Consider the following 22233-nt stretch of genomic DNA (forward strand, 5'->3'; position numbering starts at 1 on the left):
AGAAGGCGGCCCAGGCCGCCTTCTTTGGTGGTGACTGCGGCCCGGGGGGGCGGCAGACCTGTCAGGGCATCAAGCCGTTGGGGGTTGCTCAAACGGCAGCGTCATGGCAGAGAGGTCGCGGCGGGTTTCCACCAGCACCAGCGGGCCTTCGTCCAGCACCACGGCGGGCGGGCGCTCGCGCGGCACGCGGATGGGTTGTGGCTCGGCGGCAATCGCTGCCTGTACGGCGGCGATTTTTTCAGCATCCGAGTTCACCCATTGCAGGCCCGACGCAGCGGCCACCTGGTGCAGCGCATCGAGCGGCAGCGTAAAGCCCTGGACGCGGGGCATGCCTTGGGCCGGTGCCGCTGTAGGCGCTGCGGCAGGCGCCGGTGACACCGCGGGTGCGGGCTTTGCAGCCACCGCCACAGGAGCGGGCGCTGGCGCTGGCGCGGCGGCCAAGGGCGCCGGTGCCGGTGCGGCAGCAGGTGCTGGCACGGGGGCAGCAGCTTGCACGGCGGTCTCGGCGCGGGGCTGTGCGGGTGCTGGCACGGGTGCAGGAGCGGGTACCAGCGCTGGCGCAGGGGCTGCGGGTGCTTGCGCCGGTGCCGGAGCCGCGTTGAAGTAGCTGCGGCGTGCCGGCTCTTCCTGGGCTTCGGTCGCAGTGGCGGCAACCGGGGCCGAGGTGTCGAGCTCCATCATGGCGGGGGCAGCCGATTCCACCGTGTCGCGGGGACCGCGTTCACCGCGTTCGCGCCGGTCGCGGCCATAGCGGTCGCGTGAGCGGCGCTCACGGCGTTCGTCTGCGGCCGGTGCGACGTCGTTGCCGGTCAGGTCCAGATCGGGCAGCGATGCCAGCGGCGCGGTGTCCGCGAAGTCGGGCGTGGGGGCGCCGGTGTCTTCCCGGGCCTCTGCCGCGCGGGGTGCGCGTTCGCCGCGTTCACGACGACCCTGGCCTTCACCGCGTTCACGGCGGGGGCCGCGTTCGCCACGGGGCTGGGTGCCAGCCGTTTCGGCGCCATTGCCACTCGGGCCGGTCACCTGCGCCTGGATGGCGGTCTGGGCGGCGGCATTGTCGGCGTCGGCGCCAGCAGCGTTGTTGCGGGGCTCGTCGCGGCGGCCACGGCCACCTTCACGGCCTTCGCGACCTTCACGTCCATTGCGGCCTTCGCCTTCGCCACGGGGAGGACGGCCTTCGCCGTCGCGCGGGGCGCGGCCCTCAGCCGAGCGTTCACCACGGCGGCCACGGCCTTCGCCGGCAGCTTCGCGGTTGCCATCACGGGCACCGCCTTCGCGGTTGCCGTCGCGGCCTGCGCCGCGTTCACCACGGCGGCCACGGCCTTCGCCATTGCGGCCGTCGCGGCGGGGTTCGCTGCGTGTGCCGGCTTCGGCGGGCGCAGCGGCCGGTGCGGGGGCTGCCACCGGAGCGGATGCCGGGGCGTCACCCATGCCAAACAGGCTCTTGAGCCAGCCGAAGAAGCCTTGTTCCTGGGCCGCGACAGGGGCGCGCGGTGCCGCAGGAGCGGGTGCGGCGGCTTGCACCGGGGCAGCAGCGGCCGGGCGCTGGCCCGCGCGCGGTGGGCGCACGGCGCCTTCGGGGCGCGGCTCGCGCGGTTCTGCGATGGGCGCGGGCGCATCTGGCAGCACACCCTTGATCACCGGGGTCTGCTTGTTGGTGGGCTCTTGCGAGCGGCGCGTCACGGCCGTGGGGTCTTCCACTTCTTCTGCGAGCTTGTAGCTGGCTTCGATGTGGTCCAGGCGCGGGTCGTCGTGCTTGAGGCGCTCCAGGCGGTAGTTGGGGGTTTCCAGCGTCTTGTTGGGCACCATCAGCACGGCCACGCGCTGCTTGAGTTCGATCTTGGCGATCTCGGTGCGCTTCTCGTTCAGCAGGAACGAAGCCACTTCCACCGGCACCTGGCAGTGCACGGCGGCCGTGTTGTCCTTCATGGACTCTTCCTGAATGATGCGCAGGATCTGCAGGGCCGACGATTCGGTGTCGCGGATGTGGCCCGAGCCGCCGCAGCGGGGGCAGGGGATGGACGAGCCTTCGCTCAATGCGGGCTTGAGGCGCTGGCGGCTCATTTCCATGAGGCCAAACTTGCTGATGGTGCCGAACTGCACGCGGGCGCGGTCCTGGCGCAAGGCGTCGCGCAGGCGGTTTTCCACTTCGCGGCGGTTCTTGCTCTCCTCCATGTCGATGAAGTCGATGACGATCAGGCCGCCCAGGTCGCGCAGGCGCATCTGGCGGGCCACTTCGTCGGCAGCTTCCAGGTTGGTGCGGGTGGCGGTTTCCTCGATGTCACCGCCCTTGATGGCGCGGGCCGAGTTCACGTCCACGCTGACCAGCGCTTCGGTGTGGTCGATCACGATGGCGCCGCCCGAGGGCAGTTGCACGGTGCGGGCGTAGGCCGACTCGATCTGGTGCTCGATCTGGAAGCGGCTGAACAGGGCAGCATCGTCGCGGTAGCGCTTCACGCGGGCGGCATGCTCGGGCATGACGTGCGCCATGAACTGCTGCGCCTGCTCGTAGATGTCGTCGGTGTCGATGAGGATGTCACCGATGTCGTTGTTGAAGTAGTCGCGGATGGCGCGGATCACCAGGCTCGATTCCTGGTAAATCAGGAAGGCGCCCTTGCCGCCCTTGCCTGCGCCGTCAATTGCGGTCCAGAGCTTGAGCAAGTAGTTCAGGTCCCACTGCAGCTCGGGCGCGCTGCGGCCAATGCCGGCCGTGCGCGCGATGATGCTCATGCCGTTCGGGTATTCCAGCTGGTCCATCGCCTCTTTCAGCTCGGCGCGGTCCTCGCCCTCGATGCGGCGCGAAACGCCACCGCCACGGGGGTTGTTGGGCATCAGCACCACGTAGCGGCCGGCCAGCGAGACAAAGGTGGTCAGGGCAGCGCCCTTGTTGCCGCGCTCTTCTTTTTCGACCTGGACCAGCAGTTCCTGGCCTTCCTTGATCACGTCATTGATGCGTGCCTGGTTGGGCGAGACACCCGGGGCGAAGTAGCTGCGCGAAATTTCCTTGAACGGCAGAAAACCGTGGCGGTCTTCGCCGTAATCCACAAAGCAGGCTTCCAGCGAAGGCTCGACGCGCGTGACGACGGCCTTGTAGATATTGCCCTTGCGTTGCTCGCGCCCCTCGATTTCGATTTCGTAGTCGAGGAGCTTTTGTCCGTCGACGATGGCCAGGCGCCGTTCTTCGGGCTGCGTGGCGTTGATGAGCATCCGCTTCATGATGCGATTCCTTTGCGTGTTTTGCGGAGGGCAGCGGCGCAGCCAACAGGGCTGCGCGGGCTGCCACCCGCAGTTCCAAACCAAAAACAAGCTCTACAGGAGCTGTGAATGCCTGGACTGACGCATTGAAACGAAGGGAATTGCCGGGGATGACGCAGTGCCGTCGAGCGCTAGCTCAACGGGGGCGGCAAGGGCGGGTGGATGGGGGCGAGTGGGAGTGTGCGCAGTTTTGCTATCGAAATAATAGCTGTATGCGCAGGCAGGGTGCGCGCTATAGGCAATATGACGCCCAAAAGCGGGGGCAAGCGCCACCGCCAGAGAGTCAATATCAATGCCATCAGCAACCACATGCTCGCTTCGATCCGCTGGCAGATTGCGCCCTGGTGGGGCGAATCTGCCAGCTTGGGGGATTCCGTATCAGTGTTTCAATTTGTCAGCCCGCCGCACGGCGTACAGGCCACTGCAGGCATCTGGCCTGCAATCTGCCGGTACGACGCCCGCTGGCATCGACCTGCCTGCGCAAATGCAAGGGCTGTGTGGACTAAACTCCAGACAAATCAACCACTTACACATTGACGCGCAGGTGAAACACATTATAGGGGGCAAACCGTCATTCGACCGCACCCCCGCCGCTCCCGCTCCCGCAGCGCGCCTGGTGGAGGTCGACGAAGACTCTTCGGGCCAGCGCCTCGACAACTTTCTGATACGCCAGCTCAAAGGCGTGCCCAAAACCCATGTCTATCGCATCATCCGCAGTGGCGAGGTGCGCATCAACAAGGGCCGGGTCAACGCCGACACCCGCGTGGAGGCGGGCGACGTGGTGCGCCTGCCGCCCGTGCGCATCTCCGACAAGGTGGCTGAAAAGGCCGAGCGGCCTGCTCCGGCGCGCGAGTTCCCCATCCTGCTCGAAGACGAACACCTGATTGCCCTGGACAAGCCCGCTGGCGTGGCGGTGCATGGTGGCAGCGGCGTGAGCTTTGGCGTGATCGAGCAACTGCGCCAGGCGCGGCCCCAGGCCCGGTTTCTGGAGCTGGTGCACCGGCTGGACCGCGAAACATCGGGCATCCTGCTGGTGGCAAAAAAAAGGTCAGCACTCACTCACCTGCAAGACCAGTTCCGTGAACGCGAAACCGGCAAAACCTATCTCGCGCTGGTGACCGGGGCCTGGGCCTCCAACAAGAAGGTGATCGACCTGCCGCTGCACAAATACCTGCAGGCCGACGGCGAACGCCGCGTGCGGGTGACCACCGCCGACGACCCCGACGGCATGCGTTCGGTCACACTGGTCAAGGTGCGACAGGTGCTGCCGGCCCGACCGGCGCAAGGCCTGCCGGCCATGAGCCTGTTGGAGGTGACCATCAAGACCGGCCGCACCCACCAGATCCGTGTGCACCTGGCCAGCCAGGGGCACGCGATCGTGGGGGACGACAAATACGGTGATTTCGACCTCAACAAACGCCTGCACAAGCTGGGGATGCGGCGCATGTTTCTTCATGCGTGGCGGTTACAGTTCACGCACCCGGCCACCGGCGAACGCGTGCTGCTGAACGCCGAACTGCCGCCGGAGCTTGCCGACTTCGTTCCAACCGCCTGATTGCCCCATGCCTGCGACCTCCCGCCCACGCCGCTTTGACCTGATCGCCTTTGACTGGGACGGCACGCTGTTCGACTCCACGGCCATCATCGTGCGCAGCATCCAGGAGGCCGTGCGCGACGTGGGCGGCGCCGTACCCACCGACGAAGCCGCTTCCTACGTGATCGGCATGGCACTCACCCAGGCCCTGGCCCACGCTGCGCCCGATGTGCCGCCCGAAAAATACCCCGAGCTGGGCAACCGCTACCGTTTCCACTACCTGCAGCACCAGGACGACCTGAGCCTGTTCGACGGCGTGCTGCCCCTGCTGGGTGACCTGCGGGCGCAAGGCCATCTGCTGGCCGTGGCCACCGGCAAAAGCCGGCGGGGGCTGGACGAGGCGCTGCATTCGGTGCAGCTCAAGGGCGTTTTCGACGGCTCGCGCACCGCCGACGAGACGGCCGGCAAACCCCATCCCCTGATGCTGCAGGAGTTGATGGCCGAATTTGATGTGCCGCCCGAGCGCCTGCTCATGATTGGCGACACCACCCACGACCTGCAAATGGCGCTGTCGGCGGGTTGTGCCAGCGTGGGCGTGAGCTACGGCGCCCACGAGCCTGCGGCCTTTGACGTGCTGAATCCGCTGCATGTGGCCCATTCGGTGCGCGAATTGCACGACTGGCTGCTGTCCCATGCCTGACTTGCGCGCCATCGCATCACCCGTGCCCGCTTGCCCATGACCACCGCCGATTCCATTGCCATCGCGCTGTGCAACAGTGCCGACCTGCAGGAGCGCCACCTGGCCGTGCCCTTTGACGTGGTGTATGCCGGGCAGACCTGCCGGGCCTTTGCCATCCGCTTCGAGGGGCGGCCCCACGCCTTCCTGAACCGGTGCTCCCATGTGGCCATGGAGATGGACTACCAGCCCGACCGCTTTTTTGACGACACCGGCCAGTGGCTGCTTTGCGCCACGCACGGTGCGACCTATCGGCCAGACACCGGCGCCTGCGTGGGCGGCCCGTGCCGCGGCGGGCTGGTGAAAATCGCCCTGTCCGAAGTGGACGGGGTGGTGCACTGGCATACTGCCCACAACCTGCAACCCGTTGAGTTCTAGATGCATTACACCCTCGCTCTTTTGTTCATGCGCTGCACCCCCGCTGTGGGTGCACCGGCCCGCGTTGGCATGTCCCGGTGGGAGGTGTGAGATGAGTGATTCGCAACAACCCGGCGGTTCTGGTTCTGGCACAAAACCGTCTGTACCGCCCGACCTGTGGGCGCAAGCAGCTACTGAATCAGGAGCGGCCTCGGCAGCTCGCCCCAAGGCGGCGCTGGAGCCCGGCTGGGAGCGGGCTACGCTGGAAAAGCTGGCGTTTGCCGCCCTCAACGAGCAGCGCAGTGCACGGCGTTGGAAGATATTCTTTCGCCTGACCTGGCTGCTGGTGGCCGTGCTGGTGGCCTGGGCGGCCCTGGACCAGAGCACCAGTGGCGCCAGCAAGTTGGCGCCCCACACCGCGGTGGTGGATATCAAGGGTGAAATCGCCGCAGGCGCCGAAGCCAGCGCCGAGCTGGTGGTGGCCGCCATGCGCAGCGCCCTCGAAGACGAAGGCTCGCAGGCACTGGTGCTGCTGATCAACTCACCCGGTGGCAGCCCGGTGCAGGCCGGCATGATCAACGATGAAATCCTGCGCCTGAAGGCCAAACACGGCAAGCCTGTGTATGCGGTGGTGGAAGAAACCTGCGCTTCGGCCGCCTATTACATTGCGGCGGCAGCCGACGAGATTTTTGTGGACAAGGCCAGCATCGTGGGCAGCATTGGCGTCCTGATGGACGGCTTTGGCTTCACGGGCACCATGGAAAAGCTGGGTGTGGAACGCCGCCTGCTCACTGCGGGCGAGAACAAGGGATTTCTCGATCCTTTCAGTCCACAGACGCAAACGCAGCGTGAATACGCCCAGACCATGCTGGATCAGATCCACCAGCAGTTCATTGGCGTGGTGAAGGCCGGGCGGGGTGATCGCCTCAAACCCACGCCGGAAACCTTCAGCGGCCTGTTCTGGACGGGCCAGCAGGCCATTGAAATAGGCCTGGCCGACAAGCTGGGCAGTCTTGACTTTGTGGCGCGCGAAGTGGTCAAGGCCGAAGACATCATCGACTACACCCGCCGTGAAAACGTGGCCGAACGCCTGGTCAAGCGTTTTGGCGCAGCGATGGGTGTGGGCGCCGCCAAGGCCCTGGCAACCCCCGCCACGGTGCAATTGCGTTGAACGCATTGGCCCCGGCTTGGTGGGGGCAGCAGAGGGGGGGGCAATGTTTTGAAGAAATATGCCCTTAACGCTTATCCTATAAGCGCTGATAGCTATTAAATAGATAGCAAATTTTCAATCGCAATGCCTAACGTTCCTAACGCCCCAGGGCGAATACCACCGGTGTGCGGTTGTCGGTGGGGCATGGCAATTGGCGCCACTGGCGCACCAGCTGGCTGCGGATCTGGGCCTGGGGCAATGTCAGCCCTCCTGCCATGGCCAGCCGCGTGTGGGGCTGCAGGGTCTGCACCAGCGCCTGCCACAGCGCTGCGTTGCGATAGGGGGTTTCGATGAAGAGCTGGGTTTGCCCGGTCTTGAGCGCCAGAGATTCCAGCTCGCGGATGCGCTGGCTGCGCTCTTGCGCATCCACTGGCAGGTAGCCGGTAAAGGCGAAATTCTGGCCGTTGAGGCCGCTGGCCGCCAGCGCCAGCAGCAGTGAGACGGGGCCCACCAGTGGCACCACCGGAATGCCCAGATCGTGTGCTGCGCGCACCACCGATGAGCCGGGGTCTGCCACGGCAGGCATGCCCGCTTCGCTGATCAGTCCCATGTCGTGCCCCACCAGTGCGGCGGCCAGCAGCGGGCGGGCATCAAACGGCGCCGACCCCTTTTCACCATGGTCGCCTTTCTTGTGGACCTCGCGCGGCAGCTCGGTGATGGTTTGCTGCTGCAGCGAAGCGGCCAGCGGATGCAGGGGCTCGATGCGCTTGAGGTAGGCGCGTGTGCTCTTGGCGTTCTCGCAAATCCAGTGCGTAAGGCGGGCCGCCGTTTTCAACGTGCCATCGGGTAAGGCGTCTTGCAGCGGCGCCTGGGTGTCGCAGCCGAAGTCGAGCGGTGCGGGCACCAGGTACAGCGTGCCGTTGGTGGCGGTGAAGCTGGGCGCGTCGGACGGGGTGGTGGGGCGCGTGCTCATGGCAAGACCATCCCGGCGGCGCGCAGCATGCGGCAGGTGCGGATCAGCGGCAGGCCAATCAGGGCAGTGGGGTCGTCGCTCAGGATGGCGTCGAGCAACGCAATGCCCAGGCCTTCACTTTTGGCGCTGCCCGCGCAATCGTAGGGCTCTTCGGCGCGCAGATAGCGCTCGATCTCATCGTCGGACAGTGCGCGAAAGCGCACCTCCACGGGCGCCAGATCCACCTGTTCGAACCCCGTGGCCTCACAGACCACGGCCACCGCCGTCTGGAAAATCACGGTCTGGCCGCGCATCTGGCGCAACTGGGCCGTCGCACGCTCGTGCGTGCCCGGTTTGCCCAGCGGGTGACCACCCAGGTCGGCCACTTGGTCCGAGCCGATCACCACCGCCTGTGGGTGCTGGCGGGCCACTGCGCGGGCCTTGGCCACGGCCAGGCGCAAAGCCAGGTCGCGCGGTGTTTCTTCGGCCAGCGGGGTTTCGTCAACCTCAGGAGCTGCTACGACGAAAGGCAGGTTCAGACGGGCCAGGAGTTCGTGGCGGTAACGCGAAGTAGAGCCCAATACCAATGGGCGTTGCGGGGTGGGGGATTGTTGCATCGGGCGATTCTCTTACACTGCCGCCATGACCAAGGAATTCTCTCCCGACCGGCTCGATGTCAAGGCCTTCGCTCAGGTAAGCGGACACCTGTCCGGGCACGACTCGCTGCTGAAATACGAGCGGTTGTCCCAGGAGGCCAAGGGCCTGCATCCCGATTTGCGGGTGAACTGGACGGCCACGGGCGAGCTGCGCACGGAACTCGGTGACAGCGGTCAGGTGTGGCTGCACATGAAGGTGCAGGCCACGTTTCCCATGGAATGCCAGCGCTGCCTGACGCCGGTGGATGTGCCATTGGCCGTGGAGCGCTCGTTTCGTTTCGTGGCCGACGAAGCCACGGCCGAGGCGCTGGACGACGAGAGCGAGGAAGATCTGCTGGCCCTGAGCCGTGAATTCGATTTGCGCGAGTTGATCGAGGATGAGTTGCTGATGGCCCTTCCTGTGGTTCCGCGCCACGATGAGTGCCCCACGGCCGTGCCGCTGGCCTCCAGCGACGACGATTTTGAGGCGGCGAGTGCAGAAAAACCCAACCCCTTTGCCGCGTTGGCCGGCCTGCGCAAAGAAGAAAAGGGACAGTAATTGGTGTTTGGGATATAATCGTGGGCTTCACGCGAATCCCCTCGGGTCTTTTTTGGGCTGATCGCGTTTTTACCAACCCTATTCAAGACCAGGAGCCATCATGGCCGTTCAGCAAAACAAAAAGTCCCCTTCCAAGCGCGGCATGCACCGCTCGCACAATGCCCTGAACGTGCCGGGCATTGCTGTGGAACCCACCACCGGTGAAACGCATCTGCGCCACCACATCAGCCCCAACGGCTTCTACCGTGGCCGCCAGGTGCTGAAGAACAAGTCTGAAGCCTGACTTTAGCCCTCTCCACAAGGCCCGCTGCTACTGCATCTGTAGCTCGGGCCTTTGTTTTGACCGTTGCATTTATCTTTCGGCCCGCACTGCCGGCCGGACAAGTCGCCCATGATCACACTGGCTGTTGACTGCATGGGGGGCGACCACGGCCCCCGCGTCACGCTCGCGGCGTGCCGCCAGTTCCTCGACAATCATCCCGATGCCCATCTGCTGCTGGTCGGTCTGAAGGACAGTTTTGAATCGTTCTCGCACGAGCGCGCTACCGTGGTGTTGGCCACCGAGGTGGTTGCCATGGATGACCCCGTGGAGATTGCCCTGCGCCGCAAGAAGGATTCGTCCATGCGCGTTGCCATTCAGCAGGTAAAGGATGGCACGGCTGCTGCTGCGGTTTCCGCCGGCAACACGGGTGCTTTGATGGCCATTGCCCGCTATATCCTCAAGACGCTCGATGGCATTGACCGCCCGGCCATTGCCACCCAGATGCCCAATGCCCAGGGCGGCGCCACTACGGTGCTCGATCTGGGGGCCAATGTGGATTGCTCTGCCGAGCATCTATTGCAGTTTGCCGTCATGGGTTCTGCGCTGGTGTCGGTGCTCAAGGGTGTCGAGGAGCCCACGGTGGGTTTGCTCAACATTGGCGAAGAAATCATCAAGGGCAGTGAAGTCATCAAAAAAGCTGGCGAACTGCTCCGATCTGCTGCCAATTCGGGCGATCTGAATTTTTATGGCAATGTGGAAGGCAATGACATTTTCAAGGGAACCGTGGACATCGTGGTGTGTGACGGTTTCGTGGGCAATGTGGCGCTGAAAGCCAGTGAGGGCGTGGCGACCATGGTGGTGGGTGGACTCAAGCAAGAGTTCTCGCGCAATATCCTGACAAAAATTGCCGCCATCTTTGCCTATCCGGTGCTAAAAGCGCTCATGAAGCGCATAGATTACCGTCGATACAACGGCGCGGCGCTGTTGGGCCTGCGGGGGCTGGTGTTCAAGAGCCACGGTTCGGCCGACACCATGGCTTTCGAGCAGGCATTGAACCGGGCGTATGATGCAGCCCGCAACAACCTGCTCGATCGTGTCCGGACCCGGATTGCGCATGCGGCGCCCCTGCTGGCGCCTGGCAATGCCCAGCCAACGCCCGGCGCTGTGGCGACAACACATTGATGAGACGCTATTCCCGCATTACCGGCACCGGCAGTTATCTGCCTCCCCGCCGGGTGACCAACGCCGATCTGGTGGCCGAGCTGGCGCAGGGCGGAATCCAGACCTCTGACGAATGGATCGTGGAGCGCACCGGTATACGGGCGCGCCACTTCGCTGCGCCCGATGTGACCAGCGGCGATCTGGGTCTGGAGGCTGCCAGGAAGGCGCTGGAGGCCGCCGGCTGCGAGCCGCAAGACATCGATCTGATCATCGTGGCCACCTCCACGCCTGACATGGTGTTTCCCTCGGTGGCCTGCATATTGCAAAACAAGCTGGGCGCCAATGGTTGTCCCGCTTTTGACGTGCAGGCGGTGTGCAGTGGCTTTGTCTACGCCCTCACGGTGGCAGACGCCATGATCCAGACCGGCGCCGCCAAGCGTGCGCTGGTGGTGGGGGCCGAGGTTTTCAGCCGCATCCTGGATTTCAAGGACCGCACGACCTGCGTGCTGTTTGGTGACGGAGCAGGCGCGGTGGTGCTGGAGGCGTCTGACACGCCCGGTATCCTGGCCAGCGACCTGCACGCCGACGGCCAGTATGTGGGCATCCTGTGTGTGCCGGGCAATGTATCGGGTGGCGAGGTGCTGGGCGATCCCCTGCTCAAGATGGATGGCCAGGCTGTATTCAAGCTGGCGGTGGGTGTGCTCGAAAAAGCGGCACGCGCCACGCTGGCAAAAGCCAACCTGACCGATGCCGACATCGACTGGCTGATTCCGCACCAGGCCAACATCCGCATCATGCAGAGCACAGCCAAGAAGTTGAAGCTGTCCATGGACAAGGTGGTGGTCACAGTGGACCAGCACGGCAACACGTCGGCAGCCTCGATTCCGTTGGCGCTGGACCATGCCGTGCGCACCGGGCAGGTCAAGAAGGGTGAAACCTTACTGCTCGAAGGGGTGGGCGGGGGCTTTACATGGGGTGCGGTGCTCCTGAAATTATAGCTTTTAGCGCTTGCTGTATAAGGGCTAAAGGCATATTTCTTATAAATACTGTAGTTTTATGAAATCCTTTGCATTTGTCTTTCCCGGACAGGGCTCGCAATCTGTTGGCATGCTGGACGCCTGGGGCGATCACCCGGTCGTGGCACAGGTTCTTCAAGAGGCATCCGATGCGTTGGGTGAGGATCTCGCCCTGCTGATTCAGCAAGGCCCCAAGGAAGCGCTGGCCCTGACCACCAACACCCAGCCCGTGATGCTGGTGGCTGGCGTAGCCGCATGGCGCGTGTGGCTGGCCGAAGGCGGGGCCATGCCGCTGGCCGTGGCCGGGCATTCGCTGGGCGAGTATTCAGCGCTGGTGGCCGCCGGCGTGCTGACACTGGCACAGGCAGCGCCGCTGGTGCGCTTGCGCGCCGCAGCCATGCAAGAGGCCGTGCCGGTGGGTACGGGGGCCATGGCAGCCATTCTGGGCATGGAGGCGTCCCGGGTGATTGCTGGTTGCGCCGAGGCGGCTGCATCCTTTGGTACGGGATCGACCGAAGTGGTCGAGGCCGTGAATTTCAACGACCCGATCCAGACCGTGATCGCTGGCACCAAGGCGGGTGTGGACAAGGCCTGCGAGCTGCTCAAGGCGGCGGGTGCCAAGCGCACGCTGCCGCTGCCCGTGTCGGCACCATTCCATTCCAGCCTGATGAAGCCTGCCGCCGAAAAGCTGCGCATGGCGCTGTCCGATGTGGTGCTGGCTGTGCCCCAGATTCCGGTGCTCAACAACGTGGATGTGGCCGTGCAGCAGGATGTCGACGCTATTCGCGACGCGCTGTACCGGCAGGCCTTTGGTGCTGTGCGCTGGGTTGAGTGTGTGCAGGCGCTGAAAGGCCGTGGCATCACCCATATCATTGAATGTGGCCCCGGCAAGGTGCTGGCGGGCCTGACCAAACGCATCGACCCTGAACTGGTCGGCGCAGCACTGTTTGATCCGGCCACGCTGGCCGAAACCCGGGAGTTGTTGGCATGACGCATTCTGTATCCCCAGCCCAGGTGGCGCTGGTCACCGGCGCATCGCGCGGCATCGGTGCCGCGATTGCCCTGGAGCTCGCAGTGCGTGGTTACCAGGTGGTCGGCACCGCCACCACGGACGAGGGCGCAGAGCGCATCAGCAAGGCCCTGTCAGCCTACCCGGGCTGCCGGGGCGCCAACCTGAATGTCAACGATGGCGCGGCCATCGAGGCGCTGATGGACTCCATCGTCAAGCAGCAAGGCGGATTGCATGTGCTGGTGAACAATGCCGGCATCACGCGCGACACGCTGGCCATGCGCATGAAAGACGAAGACTGGGATGCCGTGCTGGACACCAATCTCAAGGCTGTTTTCCGCGTGAGCCGTGCGGCGATTCGCCCCATGATGAAGCAGCGCTTTGGGCGCATCATCAGCATCACCAGCGTGGTGGGCGCATCGGGCAATGCCGGGCAGGCCAACTATGCGGCCGCCAAGGCTGGCGTGGCTGGCATGACGCGCGCGCTGGCCCGCGAACTTGGCAGCCGCAGCATCACGGTCAATTGCGTGGCGCCGGGATTCATTGAAACCGACATGACGGCAAATCTGCCCGAAGAGCAGCAAAAGGCGCTGCAATCCCAGATCGCCCTGGGCCATCTGGGCAAGCCTTCCGACATTGCCCATGCGGTGGCCTACCTGGCATCGCGTGAGGCGGGCTATGTGACGGGGCAGGAATTGCACGTCAATGGCGGCATGTACATGTAATTGTTGAGAGTTAACGTCGGTTCATCCGTGCGACGGGTCGTGTTGAGGGGTTTCCTCAAGCGGCTAGAATCGCGGATTCATTCACAACCCCCAGAGGGAAACCATGAGCGATATCGAAGCACGCGTCAAAAAAATCATTGCCGAACAACTTGGCGTTGAAGAGTCCCAGGTCACCAACGAAAAAGCCTTTGTGGCCGACCTCGGCGCTGATTCGCTGGACACCGTCGAATTGGTGATGGCACTCGAAGACGAGTTTGGCATCGAAATTCCTGACGAAGACGCAGAGAAGATCACGACGGTGCAAAACGCCATCGACTACGCCAACACCCACCAGAAAGCCTGAGCGGGCGTCCTACGCCTGACTTGAGCGATCAGCACAAGGTTTTTACGCATGAGCCGTCGTCGCGTTGTCGTGACCGGCCTGGGGTGTGTCAGTCCCGTGGGTAACACGGTGGCGGATTCCTGGGCCAATGTCCTGGCCGGTAAGTCCGGCATTGATCTCATCACCAAGTTCGACACGTCGAACTTTTCCTGCAGGATTGCAGGCGAGGTCAAGGGATTCGATCTGGAGTCCTACATCAGCGCCAAGGATGCGCGCGCGATGGACGCCTTCATCCATTTCGGCATCGCTGCGGCGGCCCAGGCTGTGCAGGATGCAGGCTTGCCCACGGGTGAGGCCCTGCACGACGAACTGGCAACGCGCATTGCCTGCGTGATCGGTTCTGGTATCGGCGGCTTGCCGCTGATCGAGAACACCCACGCCGAGTTGACCGCACGGGGTCCTCGGCGCATCACTCCTTTTTTCGTGCCCGCTTCCATCATCAACATGGTGGCTGGGCACGTTTCGATGCGGTTTGGCTTCAAGGGGCCCAACCTCTCGGTGGTGACTGCGTGCACCACCGGGCTGCACTGCATTGGGCAGGCAGGTCGCATGATTGAATACGGCGATGCCGATGTGGCTGTGGCGGGCGGCACCGAGTCCACCGTGTCGCCCCTGGGCGTGGGTGGCTTTGCCGCCATGCGTGCACTTTCCACACGCAACGACGACCCCAAAACTGCTTCCCGCCCCTGGGACAAAGACCGCGACGGTTTTGTGCTGGGCGAGGGTGCGGGCGTGATGGTGCTCGAAGAGTACGAACACGCCAAGGCGCGCGGTGCAAAGATCTATGCCGAACTGAGCGGTTTTGGCATGAGTGCCGATGCCGGCCACATGACGGCTCCGAGCATGGATGGCCCACGCCGCGCCATGCTGCACGCCATGCACAATGCCGGCATCAACGCCGATCAGGTGGATTACCTCAACGCCCATGGCACGTCCACTCCGCTGGGCGACCTCAACGAAACCAACGCCATCAAGGCGGCCTTGGGCGATCATGCCTACAAGACCGTGATCAGCTCCACCAAATCCATGACAGGCCACCTGCTCGGTGGTGCCGGTGGAATTGAAAGCGTGTTCACCGTACTGGCGTTGCACCACCAAAAGGTACCGCCGACGATCAATATCTTCAACCAGGATCCCGAGTGCGATCTGGATTTTTGTGCCAATACGGCGCGGGACATGCCGATCGACATCGCCGTCAAGAACAACTTTGGCTTTGGCGGCACCAACGGCACGCTGGTCTTCAAGCGGATTTGATGCGGTTGCTGTCACCAGCCCTTGTTGGTGACAGCCCCGAAACGGTTTTTTGCCCTGCTTCGCTCCGCGCGCTGGGATCGTCCAGCTGTCGGCAATTACCTTGGCGACGCTGATCATGCGCCGCGGCTCCCATTATTTTTCTGCTCCACCTGTCCGATATCCCGTCGGACAGGGTTCGGTGCTGCTGTGGGGAATGCTTTTCCTGTGGGGTGCGGGCGGTGCCGGGTTGTGGTTCTGGCTTTTGCAAGGGGCCGGCGATTCGGTGGCGCGATTGTCCGTAGCCCTGGGCGTCTGGCTGTGTGCTGCGGGTGCGGTTGTGCATTTCTGGCGCCAGCGGCTGGATGGGGTGCTGCAGTGGGATGGTGTTCGCTGGCACCTGGAGGCCGGTCCGCCTGGCGACCCGGCGCATCCCCTGAAGGGAGCCCTGTGGGTAAGGTTGGATCTACAAAGTCACCTGTGGGTTTGTCTGGATGAACCAGGTGGGCGCCGCACCTGGTTATGGCTGGAGCGTCAGGGCGCTCCTGAACGATGGGGCGATCTGCGGCGTGCGGTATATTCGCGCCCCAAGCCCGAGGCCACCCCGGCCGACGAACCCGCTGCGGCCAGACGCCCGCCAGCGTGAATTCAAAGTGACAATGACCGTAACTTCCCCTGCAGCCCCCACAGACAGCGACCTCCAACTGGTGGAGCGCACGGTTGCGGGCGACCAGCGCGCTTACGAATTGCTGGTCATCAAATACCAGCGGCGCATCGAACGTCTGATTGGGCGCATGGTGCGGGACACGGACCTCGTACCGGATATTGCGCAGGAAACTTTTATCCGTGCTTACCGGGCGCTGCACCAGTTTCGTGGCGAGGCACAGTTTTATACCTGGCTGTACCGGATCGCCGTCAACACGGCGAAAAAGGCGCTCATGGACATGAAGCGCAATCCCGTCATTTCGGAAAACGCTCTGCGTGGCGGTGATGACGAAGATGAAACTTCCCGCCTTGGACATGAACTAATTTCCGAAGAAACACCCGAAACCATTCTTGCAGCACGTGAAATTGCCGAGGCCGTGAATGCGGCCATGGAGGCATTGCCGGAGGATTTACGCCAAGCGGTGACCTTGCGTGAGATAGAAGGATTGACTTACGAAGAAATTGCCGCGGCGATGGAATGCCCCATCGGAACGGTACGGTCCCGGATTTTTCGTGCCCGAGAGGCGATTTCTGCGCGTGTGCGCCCTCTGCTGGAAAACCAGTCGGGCAAGCGCTGGTGATGGACGTTTCTTCGGAGGCGGTACATGGATGCGGCCATTGGGGCCGGGATGATGTTTGGCAGGTGACGCAATGAACACAGACTTGATGAAACGCGAACAATTGTCGGCCTTGGCCGACGGGGAACTGCAGGGCGAGGAACTGGCGCAGGCCCTGCAATTCGCGACGCAGGACGAGGGTCAATCCACCTGGCAGATTTATCATCTGGTGGGTGATGTCTTGCGTGCTCCCGAACTGGCCCGACACCAGCCGGGCAATCAGTCCATGGTGATGCGGCTTCGCGAGCAACTGGCGCAAGAGCCCCTGTACGGGCGTCTGTCCGAAGCCATGCCGGAGGTGCAACAGGTTGCTATGCCCGAGACGGCGGTTGCCGCAAATTCATCGGTTTTCCTCTGGAAGATGGCTGCCGGAGTTGCGTCATTGGCCGCCGTAGCCGCCATTGGCTGGAGTTCTTTGGCGGGGTTGCAGGGCGGGGCGACTTCTGGTGCCCAATTGGCTGCCGCGCCTGCGCCTTCCCAGCCGGCAGCTGCCGTGGCAAGCGTTTCGGTCAACGATGGCCAGCAGGTCATGATTCGCGACCCGCGCCTCGATGAGCTTTTAGCCGCCCATAAACAATTTGGAAGCACGTCCGCATTGCAGATGCCCGCAGGTTTTCTGCGCAATGCCACTTTTGAGGCCCCTGCCCGCTGATGCCAACGCAATTGCCTGGACAAGTTTGTCGTGCCGCCGGTTCTGTGGGGCAATGGCGTGTGCCAAAGCCGCGCATGCTGGCAGCGGATCCCGGCAAATCAAGCGCGTAGAGGCGACACATGGCGCGCCTCGTGCCATCTTCCGGCGCAATGAGGTAATGCGCGTCGTCCTGCTGGGGCTAAAGCTGCTCGCCTGAAGACACGGGATGCATCCAGACTGGCCCGAGAACTGCTAGCAATCCTGGGCGATATACCAAAGCTTTATCGCCGCCGGACGCCTGACCGGCGCCTGGCCTGTTACTCACAACGCGATTCCACTGCAATCCCTGCATCTGATGCGAGCCACTTGGGCAGGGCGCCCACGTGCATGCACCGTATGCTGGATCGCGCCAGCTGTTGCGTGGGGTACAACGGAGCGTGTGCTTCAGGGAACCAAGTGACTCCTGTTGCCTTCACAGGCATACAACATCTGTTCGTAACCATTGCCACAATTCAAGAAAGGTCGATGATGCTCAGGATCGATTGGAAAAAACTGCACTCGTATGCACTCGCAGGCGCGCTGATGGGAGCAGCGAGTCTGGTGGTCGTGCCCCATGGTGCAGCCCATGCGCAAACTGCCGCGTTGCGTGGCTTGCCGGACTTCACCGAACTGGTGGAGCAGGTGGGGCCATCGGTGGTGAACATTCGCACCTCCGAGAAGGTGTCGGCCCGTACCAACACCAACGGCATGGATGAAGACATGCTTGAGTTTCTTCGGCGTTTTGGTGTGCCCATGCCCAACATGCCCCGGCAACAAAGGCCTCAGCGGCCCCAGCCCGACGAGGAGCAGCCTCGGGGCGTGGGATCGGGATTCATCCTGACGGCCGACGGTTACGTGATGACCAATGCGCATGTCGTGGACGGCGCTGACGAGGTCATCGTCACCCTGACGGACAAGCGGGAGTTCAAGGCCAAGATCGTGGGGACCGACAAGCGCACCGACGTGGCTGTGGTCAAAATTGAAGCGACAGGACTCCCCGCTGTGAAGGTGGGAGACGTCAGCCGCCTGAAAGTGGGTGAATGGGTGATGGCCATCGGTTCGCCGTTTGGCCTGGAGAGCACGGTCACCGCCGGTATCGTGAGCGCCAAGCAACGCGATACGGGGGACTATCTGCCATTCATCCAGACCGACGTGGCCATCAATCCCGGCAACTCTGGCGGGCCATTGATCAATATGCGCGGCGAGGTGGTGGGGATCAACAGCCAGATCTATTCGCGGTCTGGCGGCTTCATGGGCATCTCGTTTGCGATTCCCATGGACGAGGCCATTCGGGTCAGTGAGCAACTGCGTGCGTCTGGCCGCGTGACCCGCGGGCGCATCGGTGTCCAGATTGGTCAGGTCACCAAAGATGTCGCCGAATCCATTGGCCTTGGCAAGGCATCGGGCGCACTGGTCACGGGCGTGGAGTCCGGGTCGCCCGCTGAAAAGGCAGGCATCGAGGCGGGCGACATCATCACCCGTTTTGATGGCAAGGCGATCGACAAGCTGGCAGATCTTCCGCGCCTCGTGGGCAACACCAAGCCCGGAACGAAAAGCACGGTCACGGTGTTCCGCCGCGGCACCGCCAAGGACCTGAGCCTCACCATCGCGGAGATCGAGGGCGACAAGCCGGTGCGCAAGGCTGCGGAGCGGGAAGAAAAACCAAAAGCCTCGGCTGCTGCACAGTTGATCGGGTTATCGGTGAGCGCGCTGACCGATGCGCAAAAGAAAGAGCTGAACATCCGGGGTGGGGTGGTGGTGAATTCGGCCACCGATGCCGCTGCACGTGCCGGCCTGCGCGAGGGTGACGTCATCCTTTCCATCGCCAACACCGAAATTGGCGGGGTCAAGGATTTGGAGGCGGCGCTGGCCAAGGTGGACAAGAACAAGCCGATCAATGTGTTGTACCGTCGGGGTGAGTGGGCCCAATATGCCTTGATTCGCCCTTCCAAATAAGCTGGCACTGAGGGGGTGCCCTGAGGGCGCGCAGGGAAATCCCGGGTGTATATCCGGGATTTCTTTCGTCTGGATAGCCGCCGAGAGCAACTGCGGCCAAATTAATTTCGGAAGATGAGGGTTGGTTTTCGCTGACCCGGAAAACTGCGCATCGATCAGATTGGATAGAATGCGGCCCTGCGTTCAACACATATCGACATATGAGTCGGCGCTGGGATCATATTGTGAAATGGGCATGGCCCCTGCACCACAGATCCGCAGCTAGCCCACAAGTTGTCCCACGTTGCTCGGATGCTGCTTGTGAATAAGTTGTGTATAAAATGCTTGTTGCACTGCAGCAACGCGCTTCACATGTGGGGTTGATGGCTCATGGGTTCAGGCTTTTTGCCTACAATGAGGCTCCAACCTTCGCAGTTGCCAATGATTGTTGGTTCAGGGCGCGTCGCCATTCGACGCGCCCTTTTTTCTTGTCCGCGCCGTTTCAATTCAATTACTTGACGCTTCCCGTTGATGAAACACATCAGAAATTTTTCCATCATTGCGCACATCGACCATGGCAAATCGACGTTGGCCGATCGCTTGATCCAGCGGTGTGGCGGACTTGCGGACCGCGACATGGAGGCGCAGGTGCTTGACTCGATGGACATCGAGAAAGAGCGTGGGATAACCATCAAGGCACAGACTGCTGCCCTGCAATACAAGGCCCAGGACGGGCAGGTCTACAACCTCAATCTGATCGACACACCGGGCCATGTGGACTTCTCTTATGAAGTGAGCCGCTCGCTGTCGGCCTGCGAGGGTGCGCTGCTGGTGGTGGACGCATCGCAAGGTGTTGAGGCGCAGACGGTGGCCAATTGCTACACCGCGCTGGACCTCGGTGTGGAAGTGGTTCCCGTGCTCAACAAGATGGATCTTCCGAACGCTGATCCCGACAATGCCAAGGCCGAAATCGAAGATGTGATCGGTATCGACGCGACCGACGCCATTCCCTGTTCGGCCAAGACCGGCATGGGCATTGACGAAATTCTCGAAGCCATTGTTGCGAAGGTGCCCGCGCCCAGGGGCGATGCCACGGGCCCCCTGCGCGCGATGATCATCGACAGCTGGTTCGACAGCTATGTGGGCGTGGTGATGCTGGTGCGCGTGGTCGATGGCCGCCTGCTCAAGGGCGAGCGCATCAAGATGATGGCCTCGGGCGCTGTTTACAACGCCGACAACCTGGGTGTGTTCACACCGGCCAACGAGCCACGCAATTCGCTCGATGCCGGTCAGGTGGGCTACATCATTGCGGGCATCAAGGAGCTGCAGGCGGCCAAGGTGGGCGACACCATCACGCTCGAAAAGAAGCTGCCCAACAACGCGGGCCCCGCCACCGAAGCGCTGCCCGGTTTCAAGGAAATCCAGCCCCAGGTGTTTGCCGGGCTTTACCCCACCGAGGCCAGCGAATACGACTCGCTGCGCGACGCCCTCGAAAAGCTCAAGCTCAATGACGCATCGTTGCATTACGAGCCCGAAGTCAGCCAGGCGCTGGGCTTTGGTTTCCGTTGCGGCTTCCTCGGTTTGCTGCACATGGAAATCGTGCAGGAGCGACTGGAGCGCGAGTTCGACCAGGACCTCATCACCACCGCGCCCAGCGTGGTGTACCAGGTGGTCCGGGCCGATGGCGAAGTGATCATGGTCGAGAACCCGTCCAAGATGCCCGACCAGGGGCGGCTGGAGGAAATCCGCGAGCCCATCGTCACGGTGCACCTCTACATGCCCCAGGACTACGTGGGCCCGGTGATGACGCTGGCCAACCAGAAGCGCGGTGTGCAGATGAACATGGCGTACCACGGGCGCCAGGTCATGCTCACCTATGAAATGCCGCTGGGCGAGATCGTGCTCGACTTCTTCGACAAGCTCAAGTCGGTGTCGCGCGGCTATGCCTCCATGGACTATGAGTTCAAGGAGTACCGTGCTTCCGATGTGGTGAAGGTCGACATTCTTCTCAATGGCGAAAAGGTGGATGCGCTGTCCATCATCGTGCACCGCTCGCAGTCGCAGTACCGCGGTCGTGCCGTGGTGGCCAAAATGCGCGAAATCATCAGCCGCCAGATGTATGACGTGGCCATTCAGGCGGCCATCGGCGCCAACATCATTGCGCGCGAAACCATCAAGGCACTGCGCAAGAACGTGCTGGCAAAATGCTACGGCGGTGACGTCAGCCGCAAGCGCAAGCTTCTCGAAAAGCAGAAGGCAGGCAAAAAGCGCATGAAACAGATTGGCTCGGTCGAGGTGCCCCAAGAGGCATTTCTGGCCATTTTGCAGGTGGAAGATTGATGCAGTTCATGCAGATCCTGACTTCTCTGGTGCTCGCTGCCTTTGCGGGCTACGTCGGCGCCTGGTACATGGGCGCCATCGAGGGCAACTTTGCGTTGCTGCTGTTTTTGGCCACCGTGGTTACCGGGGCCTACTGGCTGGCAGAGCGCATGGTTTTTCTGCCGCGCAGGCGCCGCGCAGCCCAGGCCATCGAGGACGCTGCCGTACAACGCCGCGCCGAACTCGACCGCATGGGCATCCAGAAGGTGGATGTGGACGTGCAGGAGGCCAAGGGCCGCATCCTGATGCAGCCCTGGTGGCTGGATTGGACCGCGGGGTTGTTCCCCGTGATCGCTGCGGTGTTTTTCCTGCGCTCGTTTTTGTTTGAACCTTTCAAGATTCCTTCGGGCTCCATGATCCCCACCTTGCTGGTGGGCGACCTCATTTTGGTCAACAAGTTCACCTACGGTGTGCGGCTGCCGGTCATCAATACCAAAATCATTGAGGGCAACCAACCCGCTCGCGGTGATGTGATGGTTTTTCGCTATCCACCGCAGCCCAGCCTTGACTACATCAAGCGCGTGGTAGGCGTGCCTGGCGACGAAGTGGCCTACCTCAACAAGCGCCTCACCGTTAACGGAAAGCCGGTTGACACCACGGCTGAACCAGATTTTTTTGACAAAGACAGCATGCGGTATTTCAAGCAGTACGAAGAGCAGCTGGGTACCCAGCCGCACCGGCTGCTGAACACCCCCGAGGCGCCTGCTTTTGTGCAGGGTGCCACCAACTTTGCCTACCGCGATAACTGCCGCTACAGTGTCGAAGGCGTCGTTTGCAAGGTGCCACAGGGGCACTATTTCATGATGGGCGACAACCGCGATAATTCGCTGGATTCGCGCTATTGGGGGTTTGTGCCCGAGGCCAACATCGTGGGCAAGGCGTTCTTTGTCTGGATGAATTTTGGCAATCTCAAGCGGATTGGCGCTTTTCATTGAAGAGCGCAGATACACAACAACGAGGGGGTAAA

Annotated in this window: 21 protein-coding genes; 18 read left to right on the forward strand and 3 right to left on the reverse strand. The window is 62.7% G+C overall.

Translation table 11 applies throughout. The annotated features are described in order from the left end of the window. Positions 1-69: 69 nt before the first annotated feature. On the reverse strand, positions 70-3213 hold the full coding sequence (locus K226_RS0108445; RefSeq protein WP_024814384.1) for an Rne/Rng family ribonuclease: 3144 nt from the start codon (positions 3211-3213) through the stop codon (positions 70-72). Between the two features lie 583 nt (positions 3214-3796). Between K226_RS0108445 and K226_RS0108450 the strand changes: the two genes are divergently transcribed. The 4 genes from K226_RS0108450 (at position 3797) to K226_RS0108465 (ending at position 7050) form a co-directional block, all read left to right on the forward strand. Then, positions 3797-4807, forward strand: a complete 1011-nt coding sequence (locus K226_RS0108450; RefSeq protein ID WP_024814385.1) for an RluA family pseudouridine synthase — start codon at positions 3797-3799, stop codon at positions 4805-4807. A gap of 7 nt (positions 4808-4814) precedes the next feature. Beyond that, positions 4815-5486, forward strand: a complete 672-nt coding sequence (locus K226_RS0108455) for an HAD family hydrolase (RefSeq protein ID WP_024814386.1) — start codon at positions 4815-4817, stop codon at positions 5484-5486. A gap of 36 nt (positions 5487-5522) precedes the next feature. Continuing rightward, positions 5523-5900 carry a Rieske 2Fe-2S domain-containing protein gene (locus K226_RS0108460; RefSeq protein ID WP_024814387.1) on the forward strand — a complete coding sequence of 126 codons (378 nt, stop codon included), beginning with the start codon at positions 5523-5525 and terminating at the stop codon, positions 5898-5900. A 91-nt stretch (positions 5901-5991) separates the two neighbouring features. Beyond that, positions 5992-7050 (forward strand): S49 family peptidase, encoded by a 1059-nt coding sequence (locus K226_RS0108465; protein ID WP_024814388.1) that lies wholly within the window; start codon positions 5992-5994, stop codon positions 7048-7050. Positions 7051-7186: 136 nt separating this feature from the next. Here the strand turns inward: K226_RS0108465 and K226_RS0108470 are convergent, their stop codons facing one another. After that, positions 7187-8002 (reverse strand): SAM-dependent methyltransferase, encoded by an 816-nt coding sequence (locus tag K226_RS0108470; protein ID WP_024814389.1) that lies wholly within the window; start codon positions 8000-8002, stop codon positions 7187-7189. Next, positions 7999-8598, reverse strand: a complete 600-nt coding sequence (locus K226_RS0108475; RefSeq protein WP_024814390.1) for a Maf family nucleotide pyrophosphatase — start codon at positions 8596-8598, stop codon at positions 7999-8001. Before K226_RS0108475 ends, K226_RS0108470 begins: the two co-directional genes overlap by 4 nt. Before the next feature lie 25 nt (positions 8599-8623). On the opposite strand from K226_RS0108475, the gene K226_RS0108480 reads away from it, so the two are divergent. The 14 genes from K226_RS0108480 (at position 8624) to lepB (ending at position 22201) form a co-directional block, all read left to right on the forward strand. Further along, a complete protein-coding gene (locus K226_RS0108480) occupies positions 8624-9175 on the forward strand; it encodes a DUF177 domain-containing protein (RefSeq protein ID WP_024814391.1) in 552 nt (183 codons plus the stop codon). A gap of 100 nt (positions 9176-9275) precedes the next feature. Next, positions 9276-9458 carry a 50S ribosomal protein L32 gene (gene rpmF, locus K226_RS0108485; protein ID WP_005794249.1) on the forward strand — a complete coding sequence of 61 codons (183 nt, stop codon included), beginning with the start codon at positions 9276-9278 and terminating at the stop codon, positions 9456-9458. A 108-nt stretch (positions 9459-9566) separates the two neighbouring features. After that, a complete protein-coding gene (gene plsX / locus K226_RS0108490) occupies positions 9567-10619 on the forward strand; it encodes a phosphate acyltransferase PlsX (protein WP_024814392.1) in 1053 nt (350 codons plus the stop codon). Beyond that, positions 10619-11596 (forward strand): beta-ketoacyl-ACP synthase III, encoded by a 978-nt coding sequence (locus tag K226_RS0108495; RefSeq protein WP_024814393.1) that lies wholly within the window; start codon positions 10619-10621, stop codon positions 11594-11596. Before plsX ends, K226_RS0108495 begins: the two co-directional genes overlap by 1 nt. A 58-nt stretch (positions 11597-11654) precedes the next feature. Further along, positions 11655-12605: an ACP S-malonyltransferase gene (fabD, locus tag K226_RS0108500; RefSeq protein WP_024814394.1), complete on the forward strand. Its 951-nt coding sequence runs from the start codon at positions 11655-11657 to the stop codon at positions 12603-12605. Further along, the gene (gene fabG / locus K226_RS0108505; RefSeq protein WP_024814395.1) at positions 12602-13348 is read left to right on the forward strand and encodes a 3-oxoacyl-ACP reductase FabG; all 747 of its coding nucleotides are present in this window, start codon (positions 12602-12604) and stop codon (positions 13346-13348) included. The genes fabD and fabG overlap by 4 nt, the downstream gene beginning before the upstream one ends. A gap of 103 nt (positions 13349-13451) precedes the next feature. Continuing rightward, positions 13452-13691, forward strand: coding sequence for an acyl carrier protein (acpP, locus tag K226_RS0108510; RefSeq protein WP_003058049.1), 240 nt, complete (start codon positions 13452-13454; stop codon positions 13689-13691). Between the two features lie 48 nt (positions 13692-13739). Beyond that, on the forward strand, positions 13740-14984 hold the full coding sequence (gene fabF, locus K226_RS0108515) for a beta-ketoacyl-ACP synthase II (RefSeq protein WP_024814396.1): 1245 nt from the start codon (positions 13740-13742) through the stop codon (positions 14982-14984). 100 nt (positions 14985-15084) lie between these two features. Beyond that, positions 15085-15606, forward strand: coding sequence for a hypothetical protein (locus K226_RS19780; protein WP_155886506.1), 522 nt, complete (start codon positions 15085-15087; stop codon positions 15604-15606). Between the two features lie 13 nt (positions 15607-15619). Continuing rightward, positions 15620-16246, forward strand: a complete 627-nt coding sequence (rpoE, locus tag K226_RS0108520) for an RNA polymerase sigma factor RpoE (protein ID WP_024814397.1) — start codon at positions 15620-15622, stop codon at positions 16244-16246. 70 nt (positions 16247-16316) lie between these two features. Then, positions 16317-16934, forward strand: coding sequence for a sigma-E factor negative regulatory protein (locus K226_RS0108525; protein ID WP_024814398.1), 618 nt, complete (start codon positions 16317-16319; stop codon positions 16932-16934). Positions 16935-17495: 561 nt separating this feature from the next. Then, the gene (locus tag K226_RS0108530) at positions 17496-18908 is read left to right on the forward strand and encodes a DegQ family serine endoprotease (protein ID WP_369795465.1); all 1413 of its coding nucleotides are present in this window, start codon (positions 17496-17498) and stop codon (positions 18906-18908) included. A 510-nt stretch (positions 18909-19418) separates the two neighbouring features. Beyond that, positions 19419-21227: a translation elongation factor 4 gene (gene lepA, locus K226_RS0108535; protein ID WP_024814400.1), complete on the forward strand. Its 1809-nt coding sequence runs from the start codon at positions 19419-19421 to the stop codon at positions 21225-21227. Further along, positions 21227-22201: a signal peptidase I gene (lepB, locus tag K226_RS0108540; RefSeq protein ID WP_024814401.1), complete on the forward strand. Its 975-nt coding sequence runs from the start codon at positions 21227-21229 to the stop codon at positions 22199-22201. The genes lepA and lepB overlap by 1 nt, the downstream gene beginning before the upstream one ends. Positions 22202-22233 lie beyond the last annotated feature (32 nt).

The sequence above is a fragment of the Acidovorax sp. JHL-3 genome (assembly GCF_000526295.1).
GTDB lineage: Bacteria > Pseudomonadota > Gammaproteobacteria > Burkholderiales > Burkholderiaceae_C > Acidovorax > Acidovorax defluvii.

What these genes read in the sequence shown, in the direction of transcription:
- K226_RS0108445 (WP_024814384.1), bottom strand. Translation starts at nt 3,213, where the DNA reads ATGAAGCGGATGCTCATCAACGCCACGCAGCCCGAAGAACGGCGCCTG.
- K226_RS0108455 (WP_024814386.1), top strand. Translation starts at nt 4,815, where the DNA reads ATGCCTGCGACCTCCCGCCCACGCCGCTTTGACCTGATCGCCTTTGAC.
- K226_RS0108460 (WP_024814387.1), top strand. Translation starts at nt 5,523, where the DNA reads ATGACCACCGCCGATTCCATTGCCATCGCGCTGTGCAACAGTGCCGAC.
- K226_RS0108465 (WP_024814388.1), top strand. Translation starts at nt 5,992, where the DNA reads ATGAGTGATTCGCAACAACCCGGCGGTTCTGGTTCTGGCACAAAACCG.
- K226_RS0108470 (WP_024814389.1), bottom strand. Translation starts at nt 8,002, where the DNA reads ATGAGCACGCGCCCCACCACCCCGTCCGACGCGCCCAGCTTCACCGCC.
- K226_RS0108475 (WP_024814390.1), bottom strand. Translation starts at nt 8,598, where the DNA reads ATGCAACAATCCCCCACCCCGCAACGCCCATTGGTATTGGGCTCTACT.
- K226_RS0108480 (WP_024814391.1), top strand. Translation starts at nt 8,624, where the DNA reads ATGACCAAGGAATTCTCTCCCGACCGGCTCGATGTCAAGGCCTTCGCT.
- rpmF (WP_005794249.1), top strand. Translation starts at nt 9,276, where the DNA reads ATGGCCGTTCAGCAAAACAAAAAGTCCCCTTCCAAGCGCGGCATGCAC.
- plsX (WP_024814392.1), top strand. Translation starts at nt 9,567, where the DNA reads ATGATCACACTGGCTGTTGACTGCATGGGGGGCGACCACGGCCCCCGC.
- K226_RS0108495 (WP_024814393.1), top strand. Translation starts at nt 10,619, where the DNA reads ATGAGACGCTATTCCCGCATTACCGGCACCGGCAGTTATCTGCCTCCC.
- fabD (WP_024814394.1), top strand. Translation starts at nt 11,655, where the DNA reads ATGAAATCCTTTGCATTTGTCTTTCCCGGACAGGGCTCGCAATCTGTT.
- fabG (WP_024814395.1), top strand. Translation starts at nt 12,602, where the DNA reads ATGACGCATTCTGTATCCCCAGCCCAGGTGGCGCTGGTCACCGGCGCA.
- acpP (WP_003058049.1), top strand. Translation starts at nt 13,452, where the DNA reads ATGAGCGATATCGAAGCACGCGTCAAAAAAATCATTGCCGAACAACTT.
- fabF (WP_024814396.1), top strand. Translation starts at nt 13,740, where the DNA reads ATGAGCCGTCGTCGCGTTGTCGTGACCGGCCTGGGGTGTGTCAGTCCC.
- rpoE (WP_024814397.1), top strand. Translation starts at nt 15,620, where the DNA reads ATGACCGTAACTTCCCCTGCAGCCCCCACAGACAGCGACCTCCAACTG.
- K226_RS0108525 (WP_024814398.1), top strand. Translation starts at nt 16,317, where the DNA reads ATGAACACAGACTTGATGAAACGCGAACAATTGTCGGCCTTGGCCGAC.
- K226_RS0108530 (WP_369795465.1), top strand. Translation starts at nt 17,496, where the DNA reads ATGGGAGCAGCGAGTCTGGTGGTCGTGCCCCATGGTGCAGCCCATGCG.
- lepA (WP_024814400.1), top strand. Translation starts at nt 19,419, where the DNA reads ATGAAACACATCAGAAATTTTTCCATCATTGCGCACATCGACCATGGC.
- lepB (WP_024814401.1), top strand. Translation starts at nt 21,227, where the DNA reads ATGCAGTTCATGCAGATCCTGACTTCTCTGGTGCTCGCTGCCTTTGCG.